The organism is Paenibacillus naphthalenovorans (assembly GCF_900099895.1).
In the GTDB taxonomy this organism is placed as follows: domain Bacteria; phylum Bacillota; class Bacilli; order Paenibacillales; family NBRC-103111; genus Paenibacillus_G; species Paenibacillus_G naphthalenovorans.
Window position 1 is genome coordinate 1 of the sequence record NZ_FNDY01000026.1, and the last position, 19,767, is coordinate 19,767.

Below are 19,767 nucleotides of genomic sequence, written 5' to 3' on the forward strand. Positions count from 1 at the left end.
GAAAGAACGAAGCAAAGCGCTTACAAGGAAGAGGTTCCTTCGGGGTTCGCGTTCCAGGCATCTTAAATGACTGCCCACGCTAGCTTGACACTGACTTGCTCGCTTCCAGTGTAGACAAAATACGAAACCAAAGTATAAACGCAAGCGCCGACGCGATCACTCCCGCAAAAACAATATAAATGACAGGCATGATCCCCCAGCGGCTTTCGCCATGCTCAAAGCACAAGGAATACAGGTAAAGCCCGACGGCCCCCACAGCCATCTGCCATGTCGTAAACTGCATATTATCGCAATGAACCAGCTTCCGCTTCATAATGACCGTGGATACCGCCCATGCCATCCCCGACGACAAGGCCAGAAGAAAAGCGCCAAATCCCCCTCCCCAATGCACATCGAGGGCCAAAAACAATCCGGCTATGCCCAGGAGCACTCCCGCCATTTTGGAGAGGGTCAACCGTTCTCCCGGGATCCAAAAATGAGCCATCACCGTTAGCCAAAGCGGCATGCTGTACGTCAGAACGGAGGTTAATCCCGCGCTCATCTCATTCAAAGAAAGTTGTATCGCTATATTGAAGTAAGTCGTATGGAGGAGACCGCAAGCGATAATCCATTTCCAATCCTTTTTATCCGGCAGCGGAACCCTTTTATAAACATAAAAGGCCAGGAGCACTGCCGCGCCCAGCCCAAACCTGTAGCCTGCAAACAACACCGGGGGAAAAACCGAATTCGCCTGCTTCATAATAACCCAGTTAAATCCCCATATTAAACATAAGATGACAATCGTAAAATTCATTCCGGCACCTCTTGATGTAAACAGATATCCAGTTCAAATCGCCTTTTTATCCACCGCACCGGAAGATTTCATAACGGCGAACTTCCGGTGGTGCAGGCCATAATAAATGGCCCCCGTACAAGCAACGATAAGGCCTGCGATGAAATACATCGTATGATAGCTTGTACTGGCTGCTATGATGCCCAGCAGATAAGCGCCCAGGCCGTAACCGGTATCAAAAAGCACAAAGTAGGTCCCCGTGGCCACGCCTCGCCGATGGTCCGGCGATGATTGAACCGCTATGGTTTGGAAGCTCGGGATAAGCGCGCCGAATCCGAGCCCGATGATGCCGCCTGTAACCAAAAACACAAACGGTGTTTGAGCCAGGCTTAACCCGATCATGCCTAGCGTAAACAGCAGTAACCCCGGGTAAACCAGCACGTGCGCGCCTAATCGATCGAATATTTTTCCTGTAAACGGACGGGATAAAACAATTATCGCAGCAAAAATGATAAAGAAATAGCTTGCCAAAGGCCCCATTCCCAGATCCTTGGCATAAACGGAGATAAAAGTGGTAATCGCTCCGTAGGAAAAAGCTAACGTACTTCCGGCCAAAGAAATGGGCAGCGCCCTCGGTTCGAACCATTTCCTCCAGCCTGTGGCTCGCTCTGCCGTCTTCCGCCCCTCCTGTTCCGGGACCCGGACAACGAACCCGAAGATACACGACAATAAGGCGAGAATGACACAAAAAACAAATAAAATAAACGCATTGTAGCGCTCTATAATCGTTAGCCCCAGGAAGGGCCCGATGACCATCGCCAGGCTCATAAACAAGCTAAAATAGCCGATCCCCTCCCCTTTACGGCGGTCGGGAACCAATCCAACGGCAATCGCCCCCGTCGCCGTCGCAGCGATTCCGAATCCAATGCCGTGTATAAACCGCAAGGCAAGCAGCGCATAGTAATTATCGATGATCGTATATACAGCCGTACAACCCATAAAAAGCAGAAGCGACAGCATGACGATTTTGCGCTTATTCAACTCGTCGGTCCATTTGCCCGCCAAAGGCCGGAAAATCACCGCCGCAATGACAAAAACCGTCATCACAAGCCCGATTTGCTCCTGTCCTCCCTTTAATGAATCCGTGACAAAGATCGGAAGCGTAACCGCCAAAATGTAAAAAGTCATAAATAAAAAAAAGCTGCTGAGGCATACAGCAACAAAATCACGATTCCATAAGTCTCTTTCCCTGTTCAAAGCGTTTCCTCCAACTCGTTAATGGTTCTGTTCGCATTCTTGGTAATTTGGATCAACGCCGCCCTAAGCCGTTCAACATCTTCCTCCGACAGTCCGTCCAGAACGGAGCTGACTACCCGACTTTCAATAGGCAGCAGCACTTGATTTAACGATCTCCCCTTGTCTGTAATGAACGTTAAAAAGGATCTCCGGTCGACGGCGTTTGGCCTTCTTTCGACGAGGCCCTTGCGCTCCAGCTGGTCCAGTATTCGCGTGATGTTGGTCTGGTCCTTTTCCGCTCTATGGGCCAAGTCCTTTTGAGTGATTCCATCCCGCTCCGACAACCGGTTTAATACCGTCCACTGCTCCGTGGTGATGTCGTACGGCTGATAATGAAGCGAAAGCAGCTGACTTAATCTGCGGCCGGCATGATTGATGATAAAGCCTAACGAATGATCAATATTATTCAAGGACAGACCCCCATTTATTTGCTATAGCAATTATAGTTCCGACATGTAATTCTGTCAATGACACCTGTGCACAACTGAACCCCGCCTCCTTTTATGAACATTGACATATCGAGAACTCGCGATATAATAGGTGTCATGAACCCAATAATAGTGTTTAAAGCTTTATCGAACGAAACGCGCCTGCAAATACTCCATTGGCTAAAGGAACCGGAGAAGCACTTTCCCTCGCAAGAAGGCGGTGATAGTAAAAAAATCGGGGTTTGTGTCGGTCATATTCAAGAAAAGGCCGGATTATCGCAATCGACGGTTTCCCAATATCTGCTGATGCTTCAGAGAGCCGGTCTGTTGGAAGCGACACGTCACGGCCAATGGACATATTACAGAAGAAACGAACGGGCTTTTCAAGCGTTGGCCGGTTATATTCAGGAACAATTATAGATAAAATACCTATTATACATGGCTGGGTTTCTTACAGAAATTCTCCATGTATATATTCGGTTTCCATATCTAAAAATATAAATATATGAATAACTATCTATTGATGTGAGGAAATATACTGTAAGAATTTACTATACACCTGGAATTCATCGTTACCATGCTACATTTCCGGACGGAAGGGGAACCCGCCATGGTTAAAGGCAGTTCTACAGCTAAACAAATTCATGAAATTCCTGTTTCCATTTTGGATCTTGCCCCTATCGTCGTTGGCGGCACAGCGGCAGAATCCTTTAAAAATACACTCGACCTTGCGCGTCATGCCGAAAAGTGGGGTTACCACCGGTACTGGCTTGCGGAACATCACAACATGACAGGGATCGCCAGCTCGGCTACATCGGTCGTTATCGGGCATGTAGCTGCAGGTACGGAGAAAATCCGCGTGGGCTCCGGAGGAATCATGCTGTCTAATCACGCCCCGTTAGTCATCGCCGAACAGTTCGGGACGCTGGAATCCTTATACCCGGGACGCATTGATCTTGGATTGGGGAGAGCCCCTGGTTCAGATCAGCTTGCAGCGCGTGCACTGCGGCGGGGACTGGGAAGCGACGGTCACGATTTTCCCGAGCAGCTGAGCGAGCTTCGCAGTTACCTGAACCCCTCGCTGGGCAATCGCCCGATGGGTGTGCGAGCCGTTCCCGGCGAAGGACTGAATATCCCGATCTGGCTGCTCGGCTCCAGCGGTTTCAGCGCACAGTTAGCTGGACAGCTTGGTCTGCCTTTCGCCTTTGCCAGCCATTTTGCGCCGGATTACATCCTGCAGGCCCTGGAGCTCTACCGTAGCCATTTCCGTCCTTCGGAAGCGTTGGAAGAGCCTTACGCCATGATCGGCGTTAACGTCTTCGCCGCTGATTCGGTGGAAGAGGCCCAGAGACTGGCGACCTCCCAGCAGCAGCAATTTCTCAATCTCATCCGCGGCCGCCCGGGCCAATTAAATCCGCCGGTGGAAAGCATGGAGCCGTTGTGGACCGCTCAAGAAAAAGCGATCGTTCAAAGTCAGCTGAGCTATACCGTTGCCGGGAATAAAGATACGGTTCGGGAGCAGTTGAACCGTTATCTTAAACTCACACAGGCCGATGAATTGATTGTGACGGGCCAGATTTATGATCACCAGGCCCGTTTGCGGTCCTATGAAATCCTCGCCGAGGTCATGAACGGAAACTAACTAAACACATCATGGCTGTAAATATGGGACGTCAACCAAAAAGAGAGGCAGCGCCGAGCTCCTCTCTTTTTGGTATGGAAATTATTCCTTTGTCTGAAGTTCAACTGCTCCAAGCGCCCCAGCAGGAACGTCTCCGTCCCTTTCATCCGATTCAACATAATGCTTCAAGGCCATGAGTTTATTTTCCCAGAACCGTTCATAGTAAGCCAGCCAACGCTTCAACTCGAGCAGGGGATCCGGATCAAGCCGGTATCGGGTCTCCCGTCCGACCTTCCTCTCTTTGACGAGTCCCGCATCGGCCAGAACGCGCAGATGCTTGGACACCGCCGTCCGGCTCATCGGAAAGTATCCGCTGATGACTGTCACAGGCATCTCCCGATCGACAAGCAGTTGGAGCAGCTTACGCCGGGTCGGATCGGCGATCGCCTGAAAAACGTCATGCTTCGGTGCCGGTGCCGTCATCTTAACCCTCGACGTACTGGCTAAGCTTTTGAAGAAGGCCGATCCAGCCATGACCCATCCGTTCGCGAACCATCGCATGAGCTTGTCCGAATTCGGTAACCTTGTCCGCATCCCAGCCGGAATGAATCAGTGTAACTTCGGTTTGACCGTCTTTTTCGATTAATTCGAACGTAAGAAGCCAATCTTTGCCCCATTCAAAAGACAGACGGTGAGGCGGATCGATTTCGGTCACTTTACAAGGGGATTTTCCGAACGGCCCCGCTTCCAAATGAAACTCATGTCCGACTACAGGTTGAAAATCATTAGGCATAAACCAGGCAGCAAGGCCCTCCGATGTGGCGACGGCATCCCACACTTTTTGAATCGGAGCATTCAACAGCTGCGTCTGCCGGATGTCCGGCAGTGTATTCGGGCTTTTATTTTCCATCATCTTACCTCCAGGATCGATCGCCGATTTTCCATTCGGCCGTTTTATAAAGAATACGAAACCTTTCGGTTTCATATGTTATATTTTATTACACATTTGGCTTCGCGGCAATGCTTAGGTATTTGTCACATCCTTGCCCCCGTCGCCATATTATTTTGTATATTGGATTTTCACCCAAACATAAGGATATGGAGGGATATACTTGAGCAATCTTATAGTAATGGGAATTGATCATGGAAACGGATATTTTAAGGGATACAGCAAGGATGTGACCGGGCTGGTTCTTCCGAGCGGCTTTCTGACGAAAGAGAGCGTGAGAAGAGAGGATTCCACAGGCGTAGGCGATATCCAATATAACGAGTTTGAGTCAAGCTTGTATGAAGGTGAACAATATATGTGGGGGCAGGAGGTGAACGCAACCAAAGGTAAATTCCTGTCCACCTATACCAGCGAAGACCGGTATGCCCAAAAATATTACAAGTTGCTGAGTCAATTCGGCTTAGCCAGCTTGATCAATGAAGAAGGGTCATTCGACGTCTTTCTGGTTACCGGATGTCCTTCAAGAGAAAAAGGCACGAAGCGGGAACAGGAGCTTGCCCGTGTATTCAAGGGCAAACACAATATCCTGATGAACGGCCAACAGAAGATCATTCATGTGAAGGAATGCAAGATTCTGCCTCAGCCGCTTGGAAGTATACTGGACTTATACATTGACGAAGAAGGACTGATTGACAGAAAAGAAATCGCAACCTCTTATATCGGCATTGTAGACATCGGTTCCGGTACGACGGATATAGACGGAATCGATTCCTTAAGGGCGATCCCCGAAGACCGGCATACCATCCCCGTAGGCGTTCATGAAATTTATCAACGTCTCGCCGATTACATCAATGCCCAAAGCCCTGATGCCTTCGCCACGCCAAAAAGTGTTGAGATGCAGTTCGACCGCTCCATCTACCAGGCTTCCAAACGCCTGACGATTCCTATTCAGGACATGAAAGAAAAAATTGTCCGTGAAACCGCTGAATACATCATCAATGAGCTTCAAATCCGTTGGAGAAACCGAAGCAAATTTGACATGGTGATTTTAACAGGCGGTGGTGTAAAGGTACTGCATCCTTGGTTTAAAGATTTTATTAAAGACATCACCGTGATTGAGGATTATCAATTATCCAATGCCCGGGGGTTCTGGAAATTCGGATTATTGCTTTCCAAAACTAATGAAGACGCGGTGGAAAGCCAGAATCGGCAGGCCGTCCTAATCAGGAGCTGATCAACGTGGCCAAGGCTGGATCTATTGTTTTTCATTTGAATTCCAGTGACCTTGAAAGCAAGGGCAAAGCTGATCGTTTAATGACCTTTTATAGACAACTGCTGAAAAACCGTCGTCTGACGCGATTTTGCAAAGAGGCTTTTATTGAAAAGGCCGAGCGCCAATTGAACGGGCTGGAGGAGCAATATACCTTGCTCAATTACTATATCAAGTCAAAAGGGATAGACTACATCCTGGATGCGGTGCAGGAAAAGGAAAAACGGCCATCGCCTGCTGCGGATGAGACGGAGATGAATAAAGCCGTCAATCACATCATTCAAGCTGTCCTAAAGGGGATTCAAACCGAGCTGCGCCGCCCAGCGCCTCCTATACCCGTAAATGCCCAAAACCCGGACCCCCTCTCTAAACCCAAGCCCGATTTGTTCAAGTTAAAGGCTTTACTGTAAAATAAAAAACTTGCCGCTGCCGACAGTACGATTCTGGTTACTGTTTGCCAGCGGCAAGTTTTATTTTCAGTGTTGAAACCTTGTAGGAGTTGGGCTACAATGAGTGTACTAAAATGCAACACATCGATCCGGAGGTCCTCCTATGAACAAAATCTTAGTAATAGCACCTTATCAAGGATTAAAGGAATTGTTTCTGGAAGTCAATGAGGACCTGCATAAAAATATTCACGTTGAAATGGGCGATTTATACAAAGGCCTGGCCATCGCCAAGGAGTACGAGAATAAGGGATTTGACGTGATTATCAGCAGAGGGGCTACAGCCCTGCTGCTCCAGGAGCATTGTCAGCTTCCCGTAGTAGATGTGAAAATTTCAGGCTATGATATTTTGCGGACGCTCACGCTGATCAAGGGGTATCCCGAAAAAATCGGGGTCATGAGCTATCACAATACGATTCAAGGTGCGGACGAGGTTGGAAAGCTGCTCGAAATGGATCTTACTTTCTTTCCGATCAGTACGGAAACGGAAATTGAAGACCAGATCCGATCGGCCATAGAGCAAAACATCCAAGTCATTATAGGGGACCAGATATCTACTTATACCGCATCCCAATTCGGTCTGAAGGCCATCTTGATCACCTCCGGAAGAGAATCGGTGGAAGAGGCGCTCAAAGAAGCGGAGAAGGTCGCTTACTATACGGCCAAAGAGAGGACTCTCCGCCAATTATACGAATCGATTATACGGGACTATCCTGACGGAATTCTGGTGACGGATAAACAAGGCAAGGTTCAGGTGCTGAACGATAAAGCGGAAAAGCTGCTTGATCTTACGAAAGAGCAAGCGACGGCACAAAAGCTGAAGTCGATTCATCCTTCACTAGGCGCCCCCTGTGATGCGACAAACGGACCCGGTACCAAGGAAATTATCGAAGTGAACGGGGAAACCGTCATTTTGAACAAAGGGCCTTTAGCCGTTCAGGGGAACCCGCCAAGCGAGCTGACGATTCTGCAGACGGTAAGCGATATCCAGGAAACGGAGAGCCTGGTTCGTCAAAAGCAATCGCTCAAAAGCTCGCGGGCTACCAAGCATTTCAATCACCTCGTTGCCAGTTCCCCGGCTATGAAAGAGGTGATCCGCACGGCCAAGCGATTTTGCAAATCAGACACACCTCTTTTGATTTACGGTGAACCGGGAACAGGCAAGCACAGTCTGGCTCAAGCAATTCATAATGAAAGCGGTCGCAAAAACCAGCCGTTTTTATTTATCAATTGCGAAGCCTTCAATGAAAAAAACATGGAGCTTGAACTCCTGGGCGATCACGAAGAGCAGACGCCGGGGATTTTTGAGCTTGCGCATGGCGGAACGGTATTTATGGATGCCATCGGAAAATTATCGCTCCCACTGCAGGCCAAGCTGATTAACGTTTTGCTGGAAAAGAAGGTGGCCCGTCAAAACGGCGGCAAAACGATCCCTATTGATGTCCGTATCATTGCCGCCCACTCCGAGTCCCTGCATGAGCTGGTGGAAGTACGCCGTTTCCGTGAGGATTTATACCATCTTTTGAATGGAGGAACGATTGTTATCCCTCCTTTAAGGGAACGGAGAGAAGATATCCGGGAATTGGTGCGCTGGTTTATCGTATCGGCCAATCCGAAATTCGGAAAACAAATTGTAGGCTGCCGGGAAGAGGTTTTGGACAGATTAACCCATGCTTCATGGCCGGGCAACGTGTTGGAATTAAAGCATATGGTGGAAAGAATGTGTGTATTTACATCCGGCCCTTTCATCGAACTGAAAGAAGTGCTGCCTTTTTTAGAGGAAATGGATATGAACGCAAACCACCATCCACATGTTCAAGGGATTGATATTGCGGGCAAAACATTAGATCAATTGGAGAAGGAAATCATTTCCAGGGTTCTGAAGGAGGAGGATTATAATCAAACGGCGGTAGCCAAACGGCTCGGTATTAATCGTTCGACATTGTGGCGTAAAATCAAGGAAATTGAAAAAGCCGATGGATAAGGGACAAGCATTGATAGCATAATAAGCAAAGTTTTACCATGTCACTTGAAACCGTCAGGTGAAATATCACCTTAAACGGAAGGGTGACTTTTTTATTTTTGGATCATGTTGCTTTATTGCACAAATGGGTAATGAATCCTGTATTTGGTTTAATAACGGCTGGATGGATTCAAATAATATTGGATAATAATTCCTTGAAATTGTTTTATTTTGAAAAAATAATAATGCAAAATATAAAATCGTTTTATTTTACATCACTTTTTTTGAAATTTAGGTATTGTAATATTCAACAATTTCGTGTATTTTATTATTGAAAACGATTTCTTCATAACATTGTATCAGGGGGTATATCATGAAAAAACTAATATCTGTTTTGACACTTGCTTCTGTCCTCACCTTAACGGCATGCGGCGGAGGCGGACAATCGCAAGGCTCCACAGAAGGAGGAGCGAAAAAGGTTTCTCTGAAAATCGGACATACGCTGGCGGATACGTCCCATTATCAAAAAGGGATGGAAAAGTTTAAAGAGCTGGTTGAGCAAAAATCCAACGGCGAGCTTACGCTTCAGATCTTCCCTAACGGATCGCTTGGCGGCGAGCGCGATATGATTGAAGGCTTGAATGTGGGCAGCCTCGATATGGTATTGACTTCGACGGCTCCGATGAACGGTTTCGTTCCGGAAATTAGCGTTGTAGATTTGCCGTTCTTGTTCCGCGACGCCGATCATGCACATAAAGTGTTCGACGGGGAAATTGGACAAGATCTGCGTAAGAAAGTGGAAGAGAAACTGCCGAGCGTAACGACACTGGCCTGGTGGGAAAACGGATTCCGTAATGTAACAAATAAAAACGCTGCCATTAACAAGCCTGAAGATCTGAAAGGCATCAAAATCCGGATCCAGGAAAATCCGATCCACAGCGATACCTTTAAGGCCTTTGGCGCCCAACCGACTCCAATGTCCTTTACCGAGCTGTTTACCGCGCTTCAGCAAGGTGTCATCGATGCGCAGGAAAATCCGGTACCGGTTATTTACACCTCCCGTTTCAATGAAGTTCAAAAGCACCTGACCATGACGCGCCATTTCTACTCTCCGTCGCTTTTGATGGTTTCCAAAAACACATTTAACAGCCTGACTCCAGAGCAGCAGAAAGCGCTTAGCGAAGCCGCTGTGGAAGCAGGAAACTACGAGCGTCAAGTAGTACAAGACATGGAGAAGCAATACCTCACAGAGTTGGCTCAAAAAGGTATGACGATTAACGAAAAGCCGGACATTCAGCCTTTTGTAGATGCCGTGAAGCCGGTATATGACAAGTATCAGCCGCAGTTCGGTGATTTAATCAAAAAAATTCAGGATGTAAAATAAGCTATCAAGAGAGCCACCGCGGCGGATGAGATTCTCATCCGCCATTCACCATCCCACAGATAAGGACAGGATGTGAACGTATGACTACGATCATTAAATATATAGACGGATTGAATAAGCTGTTGCGCTACCTGTGCGCGCTGCTGTTGGCCGTGATGTCGGTTGCTGTCGTATTCCAGGTCGTCATTCGCTTTGCAGGTAAATATATTGATGTTGAAATGCCCGACTGGTCGGAGGAGCTGGCGCGTTACTGCATGATCTGGCTTGTGTTTTTGGGTACGGCCTTGGCGGTTCGTTACAGCGCATTAATCGGCGTGGAGGCCATTGTTGAACGCTTGAATCCGACCTTGAAGCGGATTGTCCGCGTTCTGGTTACAGTGATTACCATGATTTTCTTTTTTATTCTCGTCTATTACGGATTCGAGATGCTGGGTCATGTTTCGGCGCAAGAATCCCCAAGCCTGCGTATCCCGATGTCGATTCCTTATGCGGCACTTCCCGTTAGCGGTATATTCATGCTCTTAAACGCAATCGCTGTATTGTTGGAAACCATTGTGGGAAAAGACGGACAACAAAAAGAAGTATTTTCGGGGAGTGAATAACGTATGGCGCTGACTATGCTTGTTTCTTTATTGATTTTACTGCTGCTCAGCGTGCCTGTAGCACTGTCATTAGGACTTGCTTCTACGATCGCTGTTCTTAGCGACGGCAACATGCCTTTGCTTGTTCTGGTTCAGCGGATGTTTGCGGCATTGGACGTTTTTCCGCTAATGGCTATCCCTTTCTTTATTTTAGCCGGCTCTCTTATGGAAACCGGCGGAATCTCACGTCGATTGGTCAACCTGGCTAACTCCCTCGTTGGGGGCATGACGGGCGGTCTGGCGGTTGTAACCGTCGTAACGGCCATGTTCTTCTCCGCCATTTCCGGTTCCAGTGCGGCTACGACTGCAGCCATCGGGTCGATTCTGATTCCGGCCATGGTGCAGCGCGGCTATGATATCCGGTTTGCTTCCGCTACTCAAGCGGTATCCGGTGAATTAGGGGTTATCGTTCCTCCTTCTATTCCAATGATTCTGTTTGGTATTTCCGCAGGTGTATCCATTGGCGATTTGTTCTTGGCCGGTTTTATACCCGGGATTATGATTTCGTTCTCCCTGATCCTCACCTGCTGGTTTATTGCCAAGCGTAAAGGCTATAAAGGAAAATCGGGAATCACTATGGCGATGAAAGTCCAAGCCTTCAAAGAAGCTTTGCTCGCACTTCTTATGCCTGTCATCATTCTCGGGGGAATTTACGGCGGATTGTTTACACCGACGGAAGCGTCCGTTGTCGCCGTTGCCTATGCGTTTATCGTAGGAGTATTTATTTATAAGGAAGTTAAATGGAAGGATCTTGTGAATATCTTCGCCAAGTCGTCCATTACGACTGCGATCATCATGGTCATCATTGCCAATGCCGGTATGTTCGGATGGATCTTGACCCGTGAACAAATTCCACAGCAAATTGGAGAGTTCTTCACTTCCATCTCCAGCAGCCCGATCGTTTTCTTGTTCTTGATCAACTTATTGCTCTGGTTTGTGGGTATGTTCTTTGAAACTTCCGCAGCGATCATTATTCTGGCTCCGCTGTTAACGCCTGTAGCGGTTGCGCTCGGCATCGATCCTGTTCACTTCGGTATGATCATGATCGTCAACCTGGCTATGGGTATGGTTACACCACCTGTCGGCGTGAATCTGTTTGTCGCTTGTCAAATTGCAGGTATACGATTGGAACAAATTATGAGACCGTTGGTTCCTTTCTTGTTCGTGCTTGTCGTGGATATATTAATCATTACTTATGTTCCAAAAATTTCACTACTCTTGCCTCAACTATTTAAATAAGCGCAAAGTCTGGTTATTTTGGGTAGAGAGATAGAATACACTATTCGGATTAGAAAGGTGCTGTCTAAACCATGCTGTTTCCAAAATGGGTGAAGATTAAGCAGCGATTTACCGGACCTGTTGTAACCGACATTGATGCGACCATCGCGCAGGAATTCGCAAAGGTCGGCCTGGCTGAAAAAATCAAGCCGGACCAACGCATTGCGATTACCGTGGGAAGTCGGGGAATTGCCAATATCTCGACCATCGTGAAAGCGGCGGTTCAAGAGCTGAAGAAGATCGGTGCAATCCCCTTCATTATTCCAACGATGGGAAGTCACGGCGGCGCAACAGCGGAAGGCCAAGTCGAAGTGCTGGAGAGCTTAGGAGTCACCGAGGACTTCTGCGGCGCGCCTATTCTGTCTTCCATGGAAGTGGTCCAGGTAGGTGAAACTCCCCAAGGGATGCCGGTCTATGTAGATAAATATGCTGTAGAAGCTGACGGCGTCCTGCTCATGGGAAGAATCAAGGTGCATACCGATTTCAAATCACCGATCGGCATTGAGAGCGGTCTGATGAAAATGGCTGCGATCGGTATGGGCAAGCACAAGCAAGCGCTGCTGATTCACAGCTATGGCGTGCATGGCATTCGCGACATCATGCCAGAAGTCGCCAAGGTGATGCTCCAAAAAGTGAATATTGTGTGTGGCGTGGGCATTGTAGAAAATGCCTTTGAACAAACCGCTATCATTGAAGCGATCCCGACGCCGCTTATCCCGCAGCGTGAATCAGAGCTGCTTCGGCAATCCGCCGCTTTAATGCCTAAGCTTCCTGTTGAGGATATCGATGTTCTTATTGTTGATGAAATTGGAAAAAACTACAGCGGAACCGGAATGGATACGAACATTATCGGACGTATCCGGATTTTGGGCGTTCCTGAGCCCAGCAGTCCGCGTATCAAATATATTATCGCGAGCGATGTCAGCGAGGAGTCGCATGGCAATGCGCTGGGCATCGGGCTTGCGGATGTAACGACCAAACGATTGTTTGATCAAATTGATTTTCAAAAGATGAACGAGAATGTCATCACCAGCACATTTTTGACCCGGGCGGCCGTGCCGATTGTGCTCGACAACGACCGTGAGGCATTGAAGACTGCACTCCGCTCCAATTGGGGCGTAGAACCGGAGCGGGCCAGAATTGTCCGCATTCCAAATACGCTTCATTTGGAATATCTATACGTTTCGGAACCGCTTTTGCCGGAAATTCTCAATCAGCCTCACATTGAGGTGCTCGGGGAACCGGAAGAGATGAGCTTCGATTCGACAGGTTATTTTCCAAAAACAGATTTTACTCATGCCTGAGGAGGAGAGAGAACATGGAAACTTACGGTCATTACATTAACGGAACATGGATCCATGATGAGAACAACTTTACGGTTTACGACAAGTACACGGGAGAAGCGATAGCCACCGTAGGGAATGCATCGAAAGAAACCGTAAATAAAGCTGTTGAATCTGCACTCGAAACGTTCCGTTCCCGTAAACTGAGCCCTACCCAACGTTACGATATCTTGATGAAAGCCGCCGGCATCATTCAAGACCGCAAGGAAGAATTGGCGCTTGTGATGGTGCGCGAGGTAGGAAAAGTGCTGAAAGACGCGCTTGCCGAAATCGACAGAGGCACCCAAACGCTCATCGCATCGGCGGAAGAAGCCAAGCGCATTGCCGGTACAGGCATTCCTTTGGGACAGCCCGGCAATGACCAAAAAATGGCTTTCAGCATTCGGGTTCCGGTAGGCGTGGTCTGTGCGATTACTCCTTTTAATTTTCCGTTCAATTTAACTGTCCATAAAGTAGGGCCGGCCATTGCAGCCGGAAATACCATTGTATTAAAGCCGGCGGAGATGACGCCCATCATCGCTTGCAAATTGGCTGAAATTTTGACGGAAGCCGGACTTCCCGCAGGTTTCTTAAATGTGGTCAACGGCCTAGGCTCGGAAATGGGCCAATATTTGTTGGAAGATGAGCGCATCGCAATGTACACCTTTACGGGCAGCCCGGGTGTCGGACGTCATATCAAGAGCGCGACAGGCATCCGCAAAGTGACGTTAGAGCTTGGCAACAACTCTCCCAACATCGTGCATCGGGACGCCCCTGATCTGCAAAGAGCGGCGGAGCTCTGCGTCACACGCGGCTATTCCAATGCCGGTCAGGCATGTATTTCGGTTCAGCGCGTCTATGTTCACCAAGACGTATTTAACGAGTTTGTAGACAAAGCCATCCAAGTTGCCCAAAAGCTGAAGGTCGGCGATCCGAAAGACCCTTCAACCGATATCGGCCCGATGATTGCCGAGAGAGAAGCGATTCGTGCTGAATCCTGGATTAAAGAAGCGGTGGCGCAAGGCGCCAAGATCGCTTTCGGAGGCACACGGGAGGGAGCTGTTTTACAGCCTACCATCTTAACGAACACCACCCCTGACATGAAAGTGATGTGCCAAGAGGTATTCGCGCCTGTCATCAGTATTGTGCCTTACGAGGACATTGACGATGCATTCCGTCAGGTCAATGATTCCCGCTTCGGACTTCAGGCCGGGTTCTTCACCAATGATCTTCAATTGGCCATGCGTGCCGCTCATGAACTGGAGTTCGGCGGCGTAATCATCAATGACGTTTCCACTTATCGTGCGGATGTTATGCCTTATGGCGGTGTCAAGGACAGCGGAACCGGAAAAGAAGGCCCTCATCATGCGGTTCAAGAAATGACGGATGAGAAGATTGTCGTTATTCATATGCAATAAGCAGCCGGAATGATTATTATATCTTAATAGATAATGGGGTATGAACATGAGAAACGTCTGGGAGTATTTCTCAACGGGACAAATCGTATTTGGTAATGGTGCCATCCGTGAATTGGACAGAGTGTTGAAGCGTCTTAAAGCAAACCGCGTTCTGCTGGTTACCGACCCGGGAATCAAGCAAGCGGGCATTGCCGATAAAGTCATTTCTATTTTGCAAGACGCCGGTTATACGATCGTCGTGTATGACAAAGCTGTACCGGAACCTCCGGTAAGCTCGGTATTAGAGTGTTTCGCATTCGCCAAGGATCAATTGAATCCCGATGCCGTTATCGCTCTTGGCGGAGGCAGCAGCATTGATCTGGCGAAAGTGGTGGCCTTATTGATGGCTCACGGCGGACATCCGCTGGATTACGTTGGAGAGAATCTGGTTCCGGGGCCGATTGCTCCTTTAGTTGCCATACCAACGACAGCAGGAACGGGCTCCGAAGTCACATCCGTTGCGGTACTTACCGATACGGACAACAATCTTAAGGTAGGCGTTTCCGACAATTACCTTCGCCCGGCTGTCGCCTTGCTAGATCCCGAATTAACGCTTGGGCTTCCCCCATACGTAACGGCGTGTGCCGGAATCGATGCCTTATCGCATGCCATTGAGGCTTATACAGCCAAAAACCATAAGTATATTCAATCGGAAGGCAGCATCTTGTTCCAAGGCTCCATTCCGATCAGTGATGTGCTGGCCATGGAAGCCATTCGCCTCATTGCCGGCAATTTAACCGTCGCCGTACAGCAGGGCAGCAACGTAGAAGCCAGATCGAATATGCTTCTTGGCAGCCTGCTCGCAGGCTTGGCTTTCTCGAATGCCGGGACAGCTGCAGCCCATGCGCTGGCTTATCCGATCGGCGGTCTGGTCAAATCGCCTCACGGCGAAGTGACGGGGCTCCTTCTGCCATATGTCATGGATTTCAACGGCGATGTTGAACCTGAAAAAATGGCCAATATCGCAAGAGCGTTTCATGTGAATGTGGACGGATTAACGGACCGGGAGATCGCGGAAAAAGCATCCTCTGCGGTATTGGACACCTTGCGCGCAATCGGTCTGCCTACAAAGCTGTCCCAGATCGGTATCCGCGAGGAAGACATTCCGCATATTGCTCAAACCGCTTTAACCATCGCGCGTCTTGTCCGAAACAATCCAAGGGTTCCTACACAAAAAGGATTTGAGGAGCTTCTTCGCAAAGCTTTATAATTAAGCCTGGAATGAAAATAGGCTTTACTTAAATGATTGGGGAACAGTATACCTGTTCCCCTTTTCTTGTTCATATATAGTTATTTTAAGGAAATCAGCCCTACCGAATACAGGAAAATGAGCACAATCAGGATCGGAGACACTACACGCAGCAAGAACATCCATAGCTTATACCAGATGCCCGACAGTCCCGCTTCCTCACCTGCACGTTTCCATGCATACCCGGTAAACAATGTAATGATAAGACCGCCCAGCGGCATTAATATATATGAGGTAGTAAAATCGACCAAATTGAAAATCGTTTTGCCTCCAATTTGGAATGGGGCGAGGATTCCCGCAACGGAAAGGGTTGACGGAATACCCACTAAAAAACAGATGATTGATGTATACACCGAAGCTTTTTTACGGCTCAGCTGCCATTTGCGCATAACGTATGCTACGGGCACTTCTAATATAGAGACCGCAGAGGTTAGTGCAGCAATAGCCAGCAGCAGGAAAAATAAGCCCCCAAAGAAAAATCCAAACGGCATTTGCGAAAAAGCCACAGGCAGTGCCATAAAGACCAATCCTACACCTTCGCCGGGCTTAAGCCCATAGGAGAAAACGGTAGGAAAAATAACCAGGCCAGCAATCAACGCGTAAAACAAATCGCCAAATCCAACAGCTAGCGTAGCGGCACCCAGGGATTGCTCTTTCTTGACATAAGACCCGTAAGTGAGCATACAGCCGAATCCGAGTGATAAGGAGAAGAATGCATGCCCCAGTGCCACTAGCGCCGATTCCGCATTAAGTTTTGTAAAATCGGGCTTTAAGAAAAAGCTTACCCCCTCTTCTGCCCCCGGAAGCGTAAGGGATCGAACCATAAGAATAAGCAAAATCAGCAAAAAGCCTGGAATCAAAATCTTATTAAACTTTTCAATTCCACCGGAAATGCCTTTGGCTATAATCCACCCCGTGAGCAGCATAACTACGGCTTGCCAAAACAACGGCATATATCCGCCGGCAAAGGATTCGAATTTCTCTTTATAGTCGACGCCCGATTGAAACAGCAAGCCCGTGAACGATTCTACTGTATAATGCAATGTCCATCCGACTACAACGGCATAATAAGACATGACCAGAAAAGCCGTTATGACAGGGAACAGTCCGAGGATGCCCCAATATTTTTTGCCTGACAGGTTAAACAAGGAAGTGGATGCATTGCCCCTTCCTCCGCGGCCGATCGTCAACTCTGCAAGCAAAATCGGCAGTCCTGCTACAATGAGACAAATGATAAACAATAGGAAAAATGCGGCTCCACCGTATTGTCCTGTAATATAGGGAAACTTCCACATATTCCCCAAACCTACCGAGCTTCCGATTGCCGCCAAAATAAACCCGGTGGAAGTAAACCGTTCGCTTAGCCCTGCCTTAGGAGAAGACTGGGATGCTGGTATCTTTCTCATGATAGTTCTCCTGTTCTCTAGATGTTTACTAAAATACTAAATTAGCATAAAACGAATTCTCATTTCTGTCTACTAGAGAATAATAATTAACAATAATTGACATCACGAGTGCTCATAGAATTCAATAAAAAATGAAAAAAAGTTGATCTAAATTAAACGGATGTGGAAACCTTTCCCCATAGTTACGGACTCAAATAGATGAAAATAACTTCAAGGGGGTGAAAACCTGGATGGAAGAAGACGTAAGGAAAGCTCAGCAAGGTGATCGAGATGCTTTTACGAGATTGATAAAAAATATGGAGGGAAATCTGTATCGCATAGCATCGTCGATATTGAAATCTGATCAGGAAAAATTAGACGCAGCGCAGGAGGCGATCATCAAAGCGTATGTTTCGCTTCCAACATTGAACCATCCTCGCTTCTTTAAAACATGGATGATTCGCATCCTTATTCGGGAATGTATGCGCATCGCCCGATCACGTAAAAAAGTAATCCCCATAGGGGAAATAGTCGAACCTGCAGCCGATCAACGTTTCGAAAACCGTATTGAACTGCAGGAAGCAATCAACAGCTTGGAAGAAGATCATCGGACTGTCATCCTCTTACACTATATGGAAGATTTATCGATTAAGGATATCGCCGAGATTTTGGAACAGAGGGAGGGAACAATAAAATCCAGGCTTAATCGCGCACGAAAAAGATTATCCCAATTCATGAGCGATCACTACAACGAAAGAGGTTTTGTGAATGAACGAATATAATATCGATCAAGCGTTGAGACATATGAGGCAAAAAAGGAAAAACTCCGTCCCCGAGTTTTTCAGTAATGGTATAGAAGAAGTATTAACACGCTTGCCTGAACAAATGAATGAAGCGAAAACAGAGACGAAGAAGAGATTAAAGTGGGGCTGGGTACAAACCACGGCGGCAGCCTCCATTGTTTTCTCCTGCATCATTTATTCCGGATTTGCTTCGCCCGCAATGGCTTCGATCCTAATGAAAATACCAGGTTTACATTTTATATACTCCGCGACCTATGAAGATGTTTCAAAACAGCCTGAAGACCCACATTTGCTTCGAGGTTCGCAGTTTCATTTTGGCAATCATGGTCCGTTTGACGTTATAGATAAAATGGGCCCAAATATCAAGCAATTTACTGCTTACTCCGAAATGGAGCAATATATTGGGATGGAAATACCACGGATTCCTGATCAAGAGGGGAGCATCCGGGTTACAGATTATAATGGAATAGGCTATGAAATCCATGCCTTTAACAGATCGGGGATGCTTTTAGACGTCGTTCCTAATGCGGTTAACCTTCCACAGTTTGAAGGAAGTAGTGTAAATCCTGTTATCAAATCAACGACGGATTTAAACGGACTGGAAGCGGATGTTCTTTCTTATCAATTCAGTACAAAGAATCCGGATGATCGCACCAGCTATATAACTTGGCAGCGAAATGGGTTTACACTTATTTTAGCCGGAACCCAACCCATAAACCAATTGATCGAGGTTGCGCAAAACATAGACAAACAAGCAATGTGGATGAAAGCGGACAAAAAGTAAATTTTATTCAAAAACAAAAACTTATATGCAGTACTGTCAATACTTTTGTCAAGAATAATTGTCAGTCATGTTATTGCGACATATATCTTTACTTTCCACTGCTACTTCAATCTCTGCTTTACCATAGATATGTCTAACATGAAACAGGAGCCCCAAAAATGGGCTCCTTGATCATTCTAACACGCAGCATATTAATATTATTAATTCCAGAATATTTGTCACTGTCATAGGATAATCGTCCCAATCACACTCTGCTAAGATGAAGTTGAGGTGATAACTTAATGGATTTCAAGCAAACGGTAGGTGAACAAATTCGTAGGGTACGTAAACTCAGAGGAATGACGCGAGAACAGTTGGCTGAACAATCAGGCCTTATCTTCAGCTATATAAATGACGTGGAAAGAGGCATTCGTAATATATCTCTGGAATTCCGAGTGAGGCTGGGAATGGAAAAGCGGGCAATGGAAGGCAAGTTCAATGGAGGAAGAGTGCTGGGGTACGACAACATGGATAAGGAACTAGTCACAATGAAAATGAGGCCGTCATTGTTCGCAGGCACCAAGAAGAGTCGGGCGGCAGATCACCAAGATTAATCTTCTTTTTCGACTTTACTATCGATGCATTACACAAGGACTCCGCAACACTGCTTAGCCGTCTAGCGGTCGCCCAACAATTAGATTGTATTGCCCCTCTGGAATCCTTCGTATTGGACAGCCTGA

General features: G+C 47.4%; 20 protein-coding genes. 14 read left to right on the forward strand and 6 right to left on the reverse strand.

The window, feature by feature from the left end; translation table 11 throughout:
• Window positions 1–79: 79 nt before the first annotated feature.
• The 3 genes from BLT35_RS19455 to BLT35_RS19465 are packed head-to-tail and all read right to left on the reverse strand — an operon-like array spanning window position 80 to window position 2,478.
• Window positions 80–793, reverse strand: a complete 714-nt coding sequence (locus tag BLT35_RS19455; protein WP_083351352.1) for a DMT family transporter — start codon at window positions 791–793, stop codon at window positions 80–82.
• Between the two features lie 33 nt (window positions 794–826).
• Window positions 827–2,029 (reverse strand): MFS transporter, encoded by a 1,203-nt coding sequence (locus BLT35_RS19460; RefSeq protein ID WP_074729509.1) that lies wholly within the window; start codon window positions 2,027–2,029, stop codon window positions 827–829.
• The gene (locus tag BLT35_RS19465) at window positions 2,026–2,478 is read right to left on the reverse strand and encodes a MarR family winged helix-turn-helix transcriptional regulator (protein ID WP_217437203.1); all 453 of its coding nucleotides are present in this window, start codon (window positions 2,476–2,478) and stop codon (window positions 2,026–2,028) included. Before BLT35_RS19465 ends, BLT35_RS19460 begins: the two co-directional genes overlap by 4 nt.
• Window positions 2,479–2,613: 135 nt before the next feature.
• Between BLT35_RS19465 and BLT35_RS19470 the strand changes: the two genes are divergently transcribed.
• Window positions 2,614–2,916 carry an ArsR/SmtB family transcription factor gene (locus tag BLT35_RS19470; RefSeq protein WP_074729511.1) on the forward strand — a complete coding sequence of 101 codons (303 nt, stop codon included), beginning with the start codon at window positions 2,614–2,616 and terminating at the stop codon, window positions 2,914–2,916.
• 190 nt (window positions 2,917–3,106) lie between these two features.
• Window positions 3,107–4,138 carry an LLM class flavin-dependent oxidoreductase gene (locus BLT35_RS19475; RefSeq protein WP_054816982.1) on the forward strand — a complete coding sequence of 344 codons (1,032 nt, stop codon included), beginning with the start codon at window positions 3,107–3,109 and terminating at the stop codon, window positions 4,136–4,138.
• Between the two features lie 81 nt (window positions 4,139–4,219).
• On the opposite strand, the gene BLT35_RS19480 is transcribed toward BLT35_RS19475, so the two are convergent.
• Together BLT35_RS19480 and BLT35_RS19485 are read right to left on the reverse strand one after the other, a co-directional pair.
• Window positions 4,220–4,600 (reverse strand): ArsR/SmtB family transcription factor, encoded by a 381-nt coding sequence (locus BLT35_RS19480; protein ID WP_054816981.1) that lies wholly within the window; start codon window positions 4,598–4,600, stop codon window positions 4,220–4,222.
• A gap of 1 nt (window position 4,601) precedes the next feature.
• Window positions 4,602–5,027, reverse strand: a complete 426-nt coding sequence (locus tag BLT35_RS19485; protein WP_074729512.1) for an SRPBCC family protein — start codon at window positions 5,025–5,027, stop codon at window positions 4,602–4,604.
• A 202-nt stretch (window positions 5,028–5,229) separates the two neighbouring features.
• On the opposite strand from BLT35_RS19485, the gene BLT35_RS19490 reads away from it, so the two are divergent.
• From BLT35_RS19490 to BLT35_RS19530, 9 genes are all read left to right on the forward strand, one after another.
• A complete protein-coding gene (locus BLT35_RS19490) occupies window positions 5,230–6,300 on the forward strand; it encodes a ParM/StbA family protein (RefSeq protein WP_137671014.1) in 1,071 nt (356 codons plus the stop codon).
• Between the two features lie 5 nt (window positions 6,301–6,305).
• Window positions 6,306–6,746 (forward strand): hypothetical protein, encoded by a 441-nt coding sequence (locus BLT35_RS19495; protein WP_074729514.1) that lies wholly within the window; start codon window positions 6,306–6,308, stop codon window positions 6,744–6,746.
• Window positions 6,747–6,888: 142 nt separating this feature from the next.
• Window positions 6,889–8,766 carry a PrpR N-terminal domain-containing protein gene (locus tag BLT35_RS19500; RefSeq protein WP_074729515.1) on the forward strand — a complete coding sequence of 626 codons (1,878 nt, stop codon included), beginning with the start codon at window positions 6,889–6,891 and terminating at the stop codon, window positions 8,764–8,766.
• A gap of 352 nt (window positions 8,767–9,118) precedes the next feature.
• Window positions 9,119–10,129: a TRAP transporter substrate-binding protein gene (locus tag BLT35_RS19505; RefSeq protein ID WP_054816975.1), complete on the forward strand. Its 1,011-nt coding sequence runs from the start codon at window positions 9,119–9,121 to the stop codon at window positions 10,127–10,129.
• A gap of 80 nt (window positions 10,130–10,209) precedes the next feature.
• On the forward strand, window positions 10,210–10,731 hold the full coding sequence (locus tag BLT35_RS19510) for a TRAP transporter small permease (protein WP_054816974.1): 522 nt from the start codon (window positions 10,210–10,212) through the stop codon (window positions 10,729–10,731).
• Between the two features lie 3 nt (window positions 10,732–10,734).
• Complete coding sequence (locus BLT35_RS19515) at window positions 10,735–12,009, forward strand: TRAP transporter large permease (protein ID WP_074729517.1); 1,275 nt, start codon at window positions 10,735–10,737, stop codon at window positions 12,007–12,009.
• A 71-nt stretch (window positions 12,010–12,080) separates the two neighbouring features.
• Window positions 12,081–13,352, forward strand: coding sequence for a nickel pincer cofactor-dependent isomerase, group 22 (locus BLT35_RS19520; RefSeq protein ID WP_062410228.1), 1,272 nt, complete (start codon window positions 12,081–12,083; stop codon window positions 13,350–13,352).
• Between the two features lie 14 nt (window positions 13,353–13,366).
• Entirely contained in the window at window positions 13,367–14,788 is a 1,422-nt protein-coding gene (locus BLT35_RS19525) for an aldehyde dehydrogenase family protein (RefSeq protein ID WP_062410227.1), read from the forward strand.
• 46 nt (window positions 14,789–14,834) lie between these two features.
• Window positions 14,835–16,037 (forward strand): hydroxyacid-oxoacid transhydrogenase, encoded by a 1,203-nt coding sequence (locus BLT35_RS19530; protein WP_074729518.1) that lies wholly within the window; start codon window positions 14,835–14,837, stop codon window positions 16,035–16,037.
• 80 nt (window positions 16,038–16,117) lie between these two features.
• Here the strand turns inward: BLT35_RS19530 and BLT35_RS19535 are convergent, their stop codons facing one another.
• The gene (locus tag BLT35_RS19535; RefSeq protein WP_074729519.1) at window positions 16,118–17,482 is read right to left on the reverse strand and encodes a sodium-dependent transporter; all 1,365 of its coding nucleotides are present in this window, start codon (window positions 17,480–17,482) and stop codon (window positions 16,118–16,120) included.
• Window positions 17,483–17,712: 230 nt separating this feature from the next.
• Between BLT35_RS19535 and BLT35_RS19540 the strand changes: the two genes are divergently transcribed.
• The 3 genes from BLT35_RS19540 (at window position 17,713) to BLT35_RS26300 (ending at window position 19,641) form a co-directional block, all read left to right on the forward strand.
• Window positions 17,713–18,243 carry a sigma-70 family RNA polymerase sigma factor gene (locus BLT35_RS19540; protein ID WP_074729520.1) on the forward strand — a complete coding sequence of 177 codons (531 nt, stop codon included), beginning with the start codon at window positions 17,713–17,715 and terminating at the stop codon, window positions 18,241–18,243.
• Window positions 18,230–19,048, forward strand: coding sequence for a DUF4179 domain-containing protein (locus tag BLT35_RS19545; RefSeq protein ID WP_074729521.1), 819 nt, complete (start codon window positions 18,230–18,232; stop codon window positions 19,046–19,048). The genes BLT35_RS19540 and BLT35_RS19545 overlap by 14 nt, the downstream gene beginning before the upstream one ends.
• Before the next feature lie 281 nt (window positions 19,049–19,329).
• Window positions 19,330–19,641, forward strand: coding sequence for a helix-turn-helix domain-containing protein (locus BLT35_RS26300; protein WP_083351353.1), 312 nt, complete (start codon window positions 19,330–19,332; stop codon window positions 19,639–19,641).
• Window positions 19,642–19,767 lie beyond the last annotated feature (126 nt).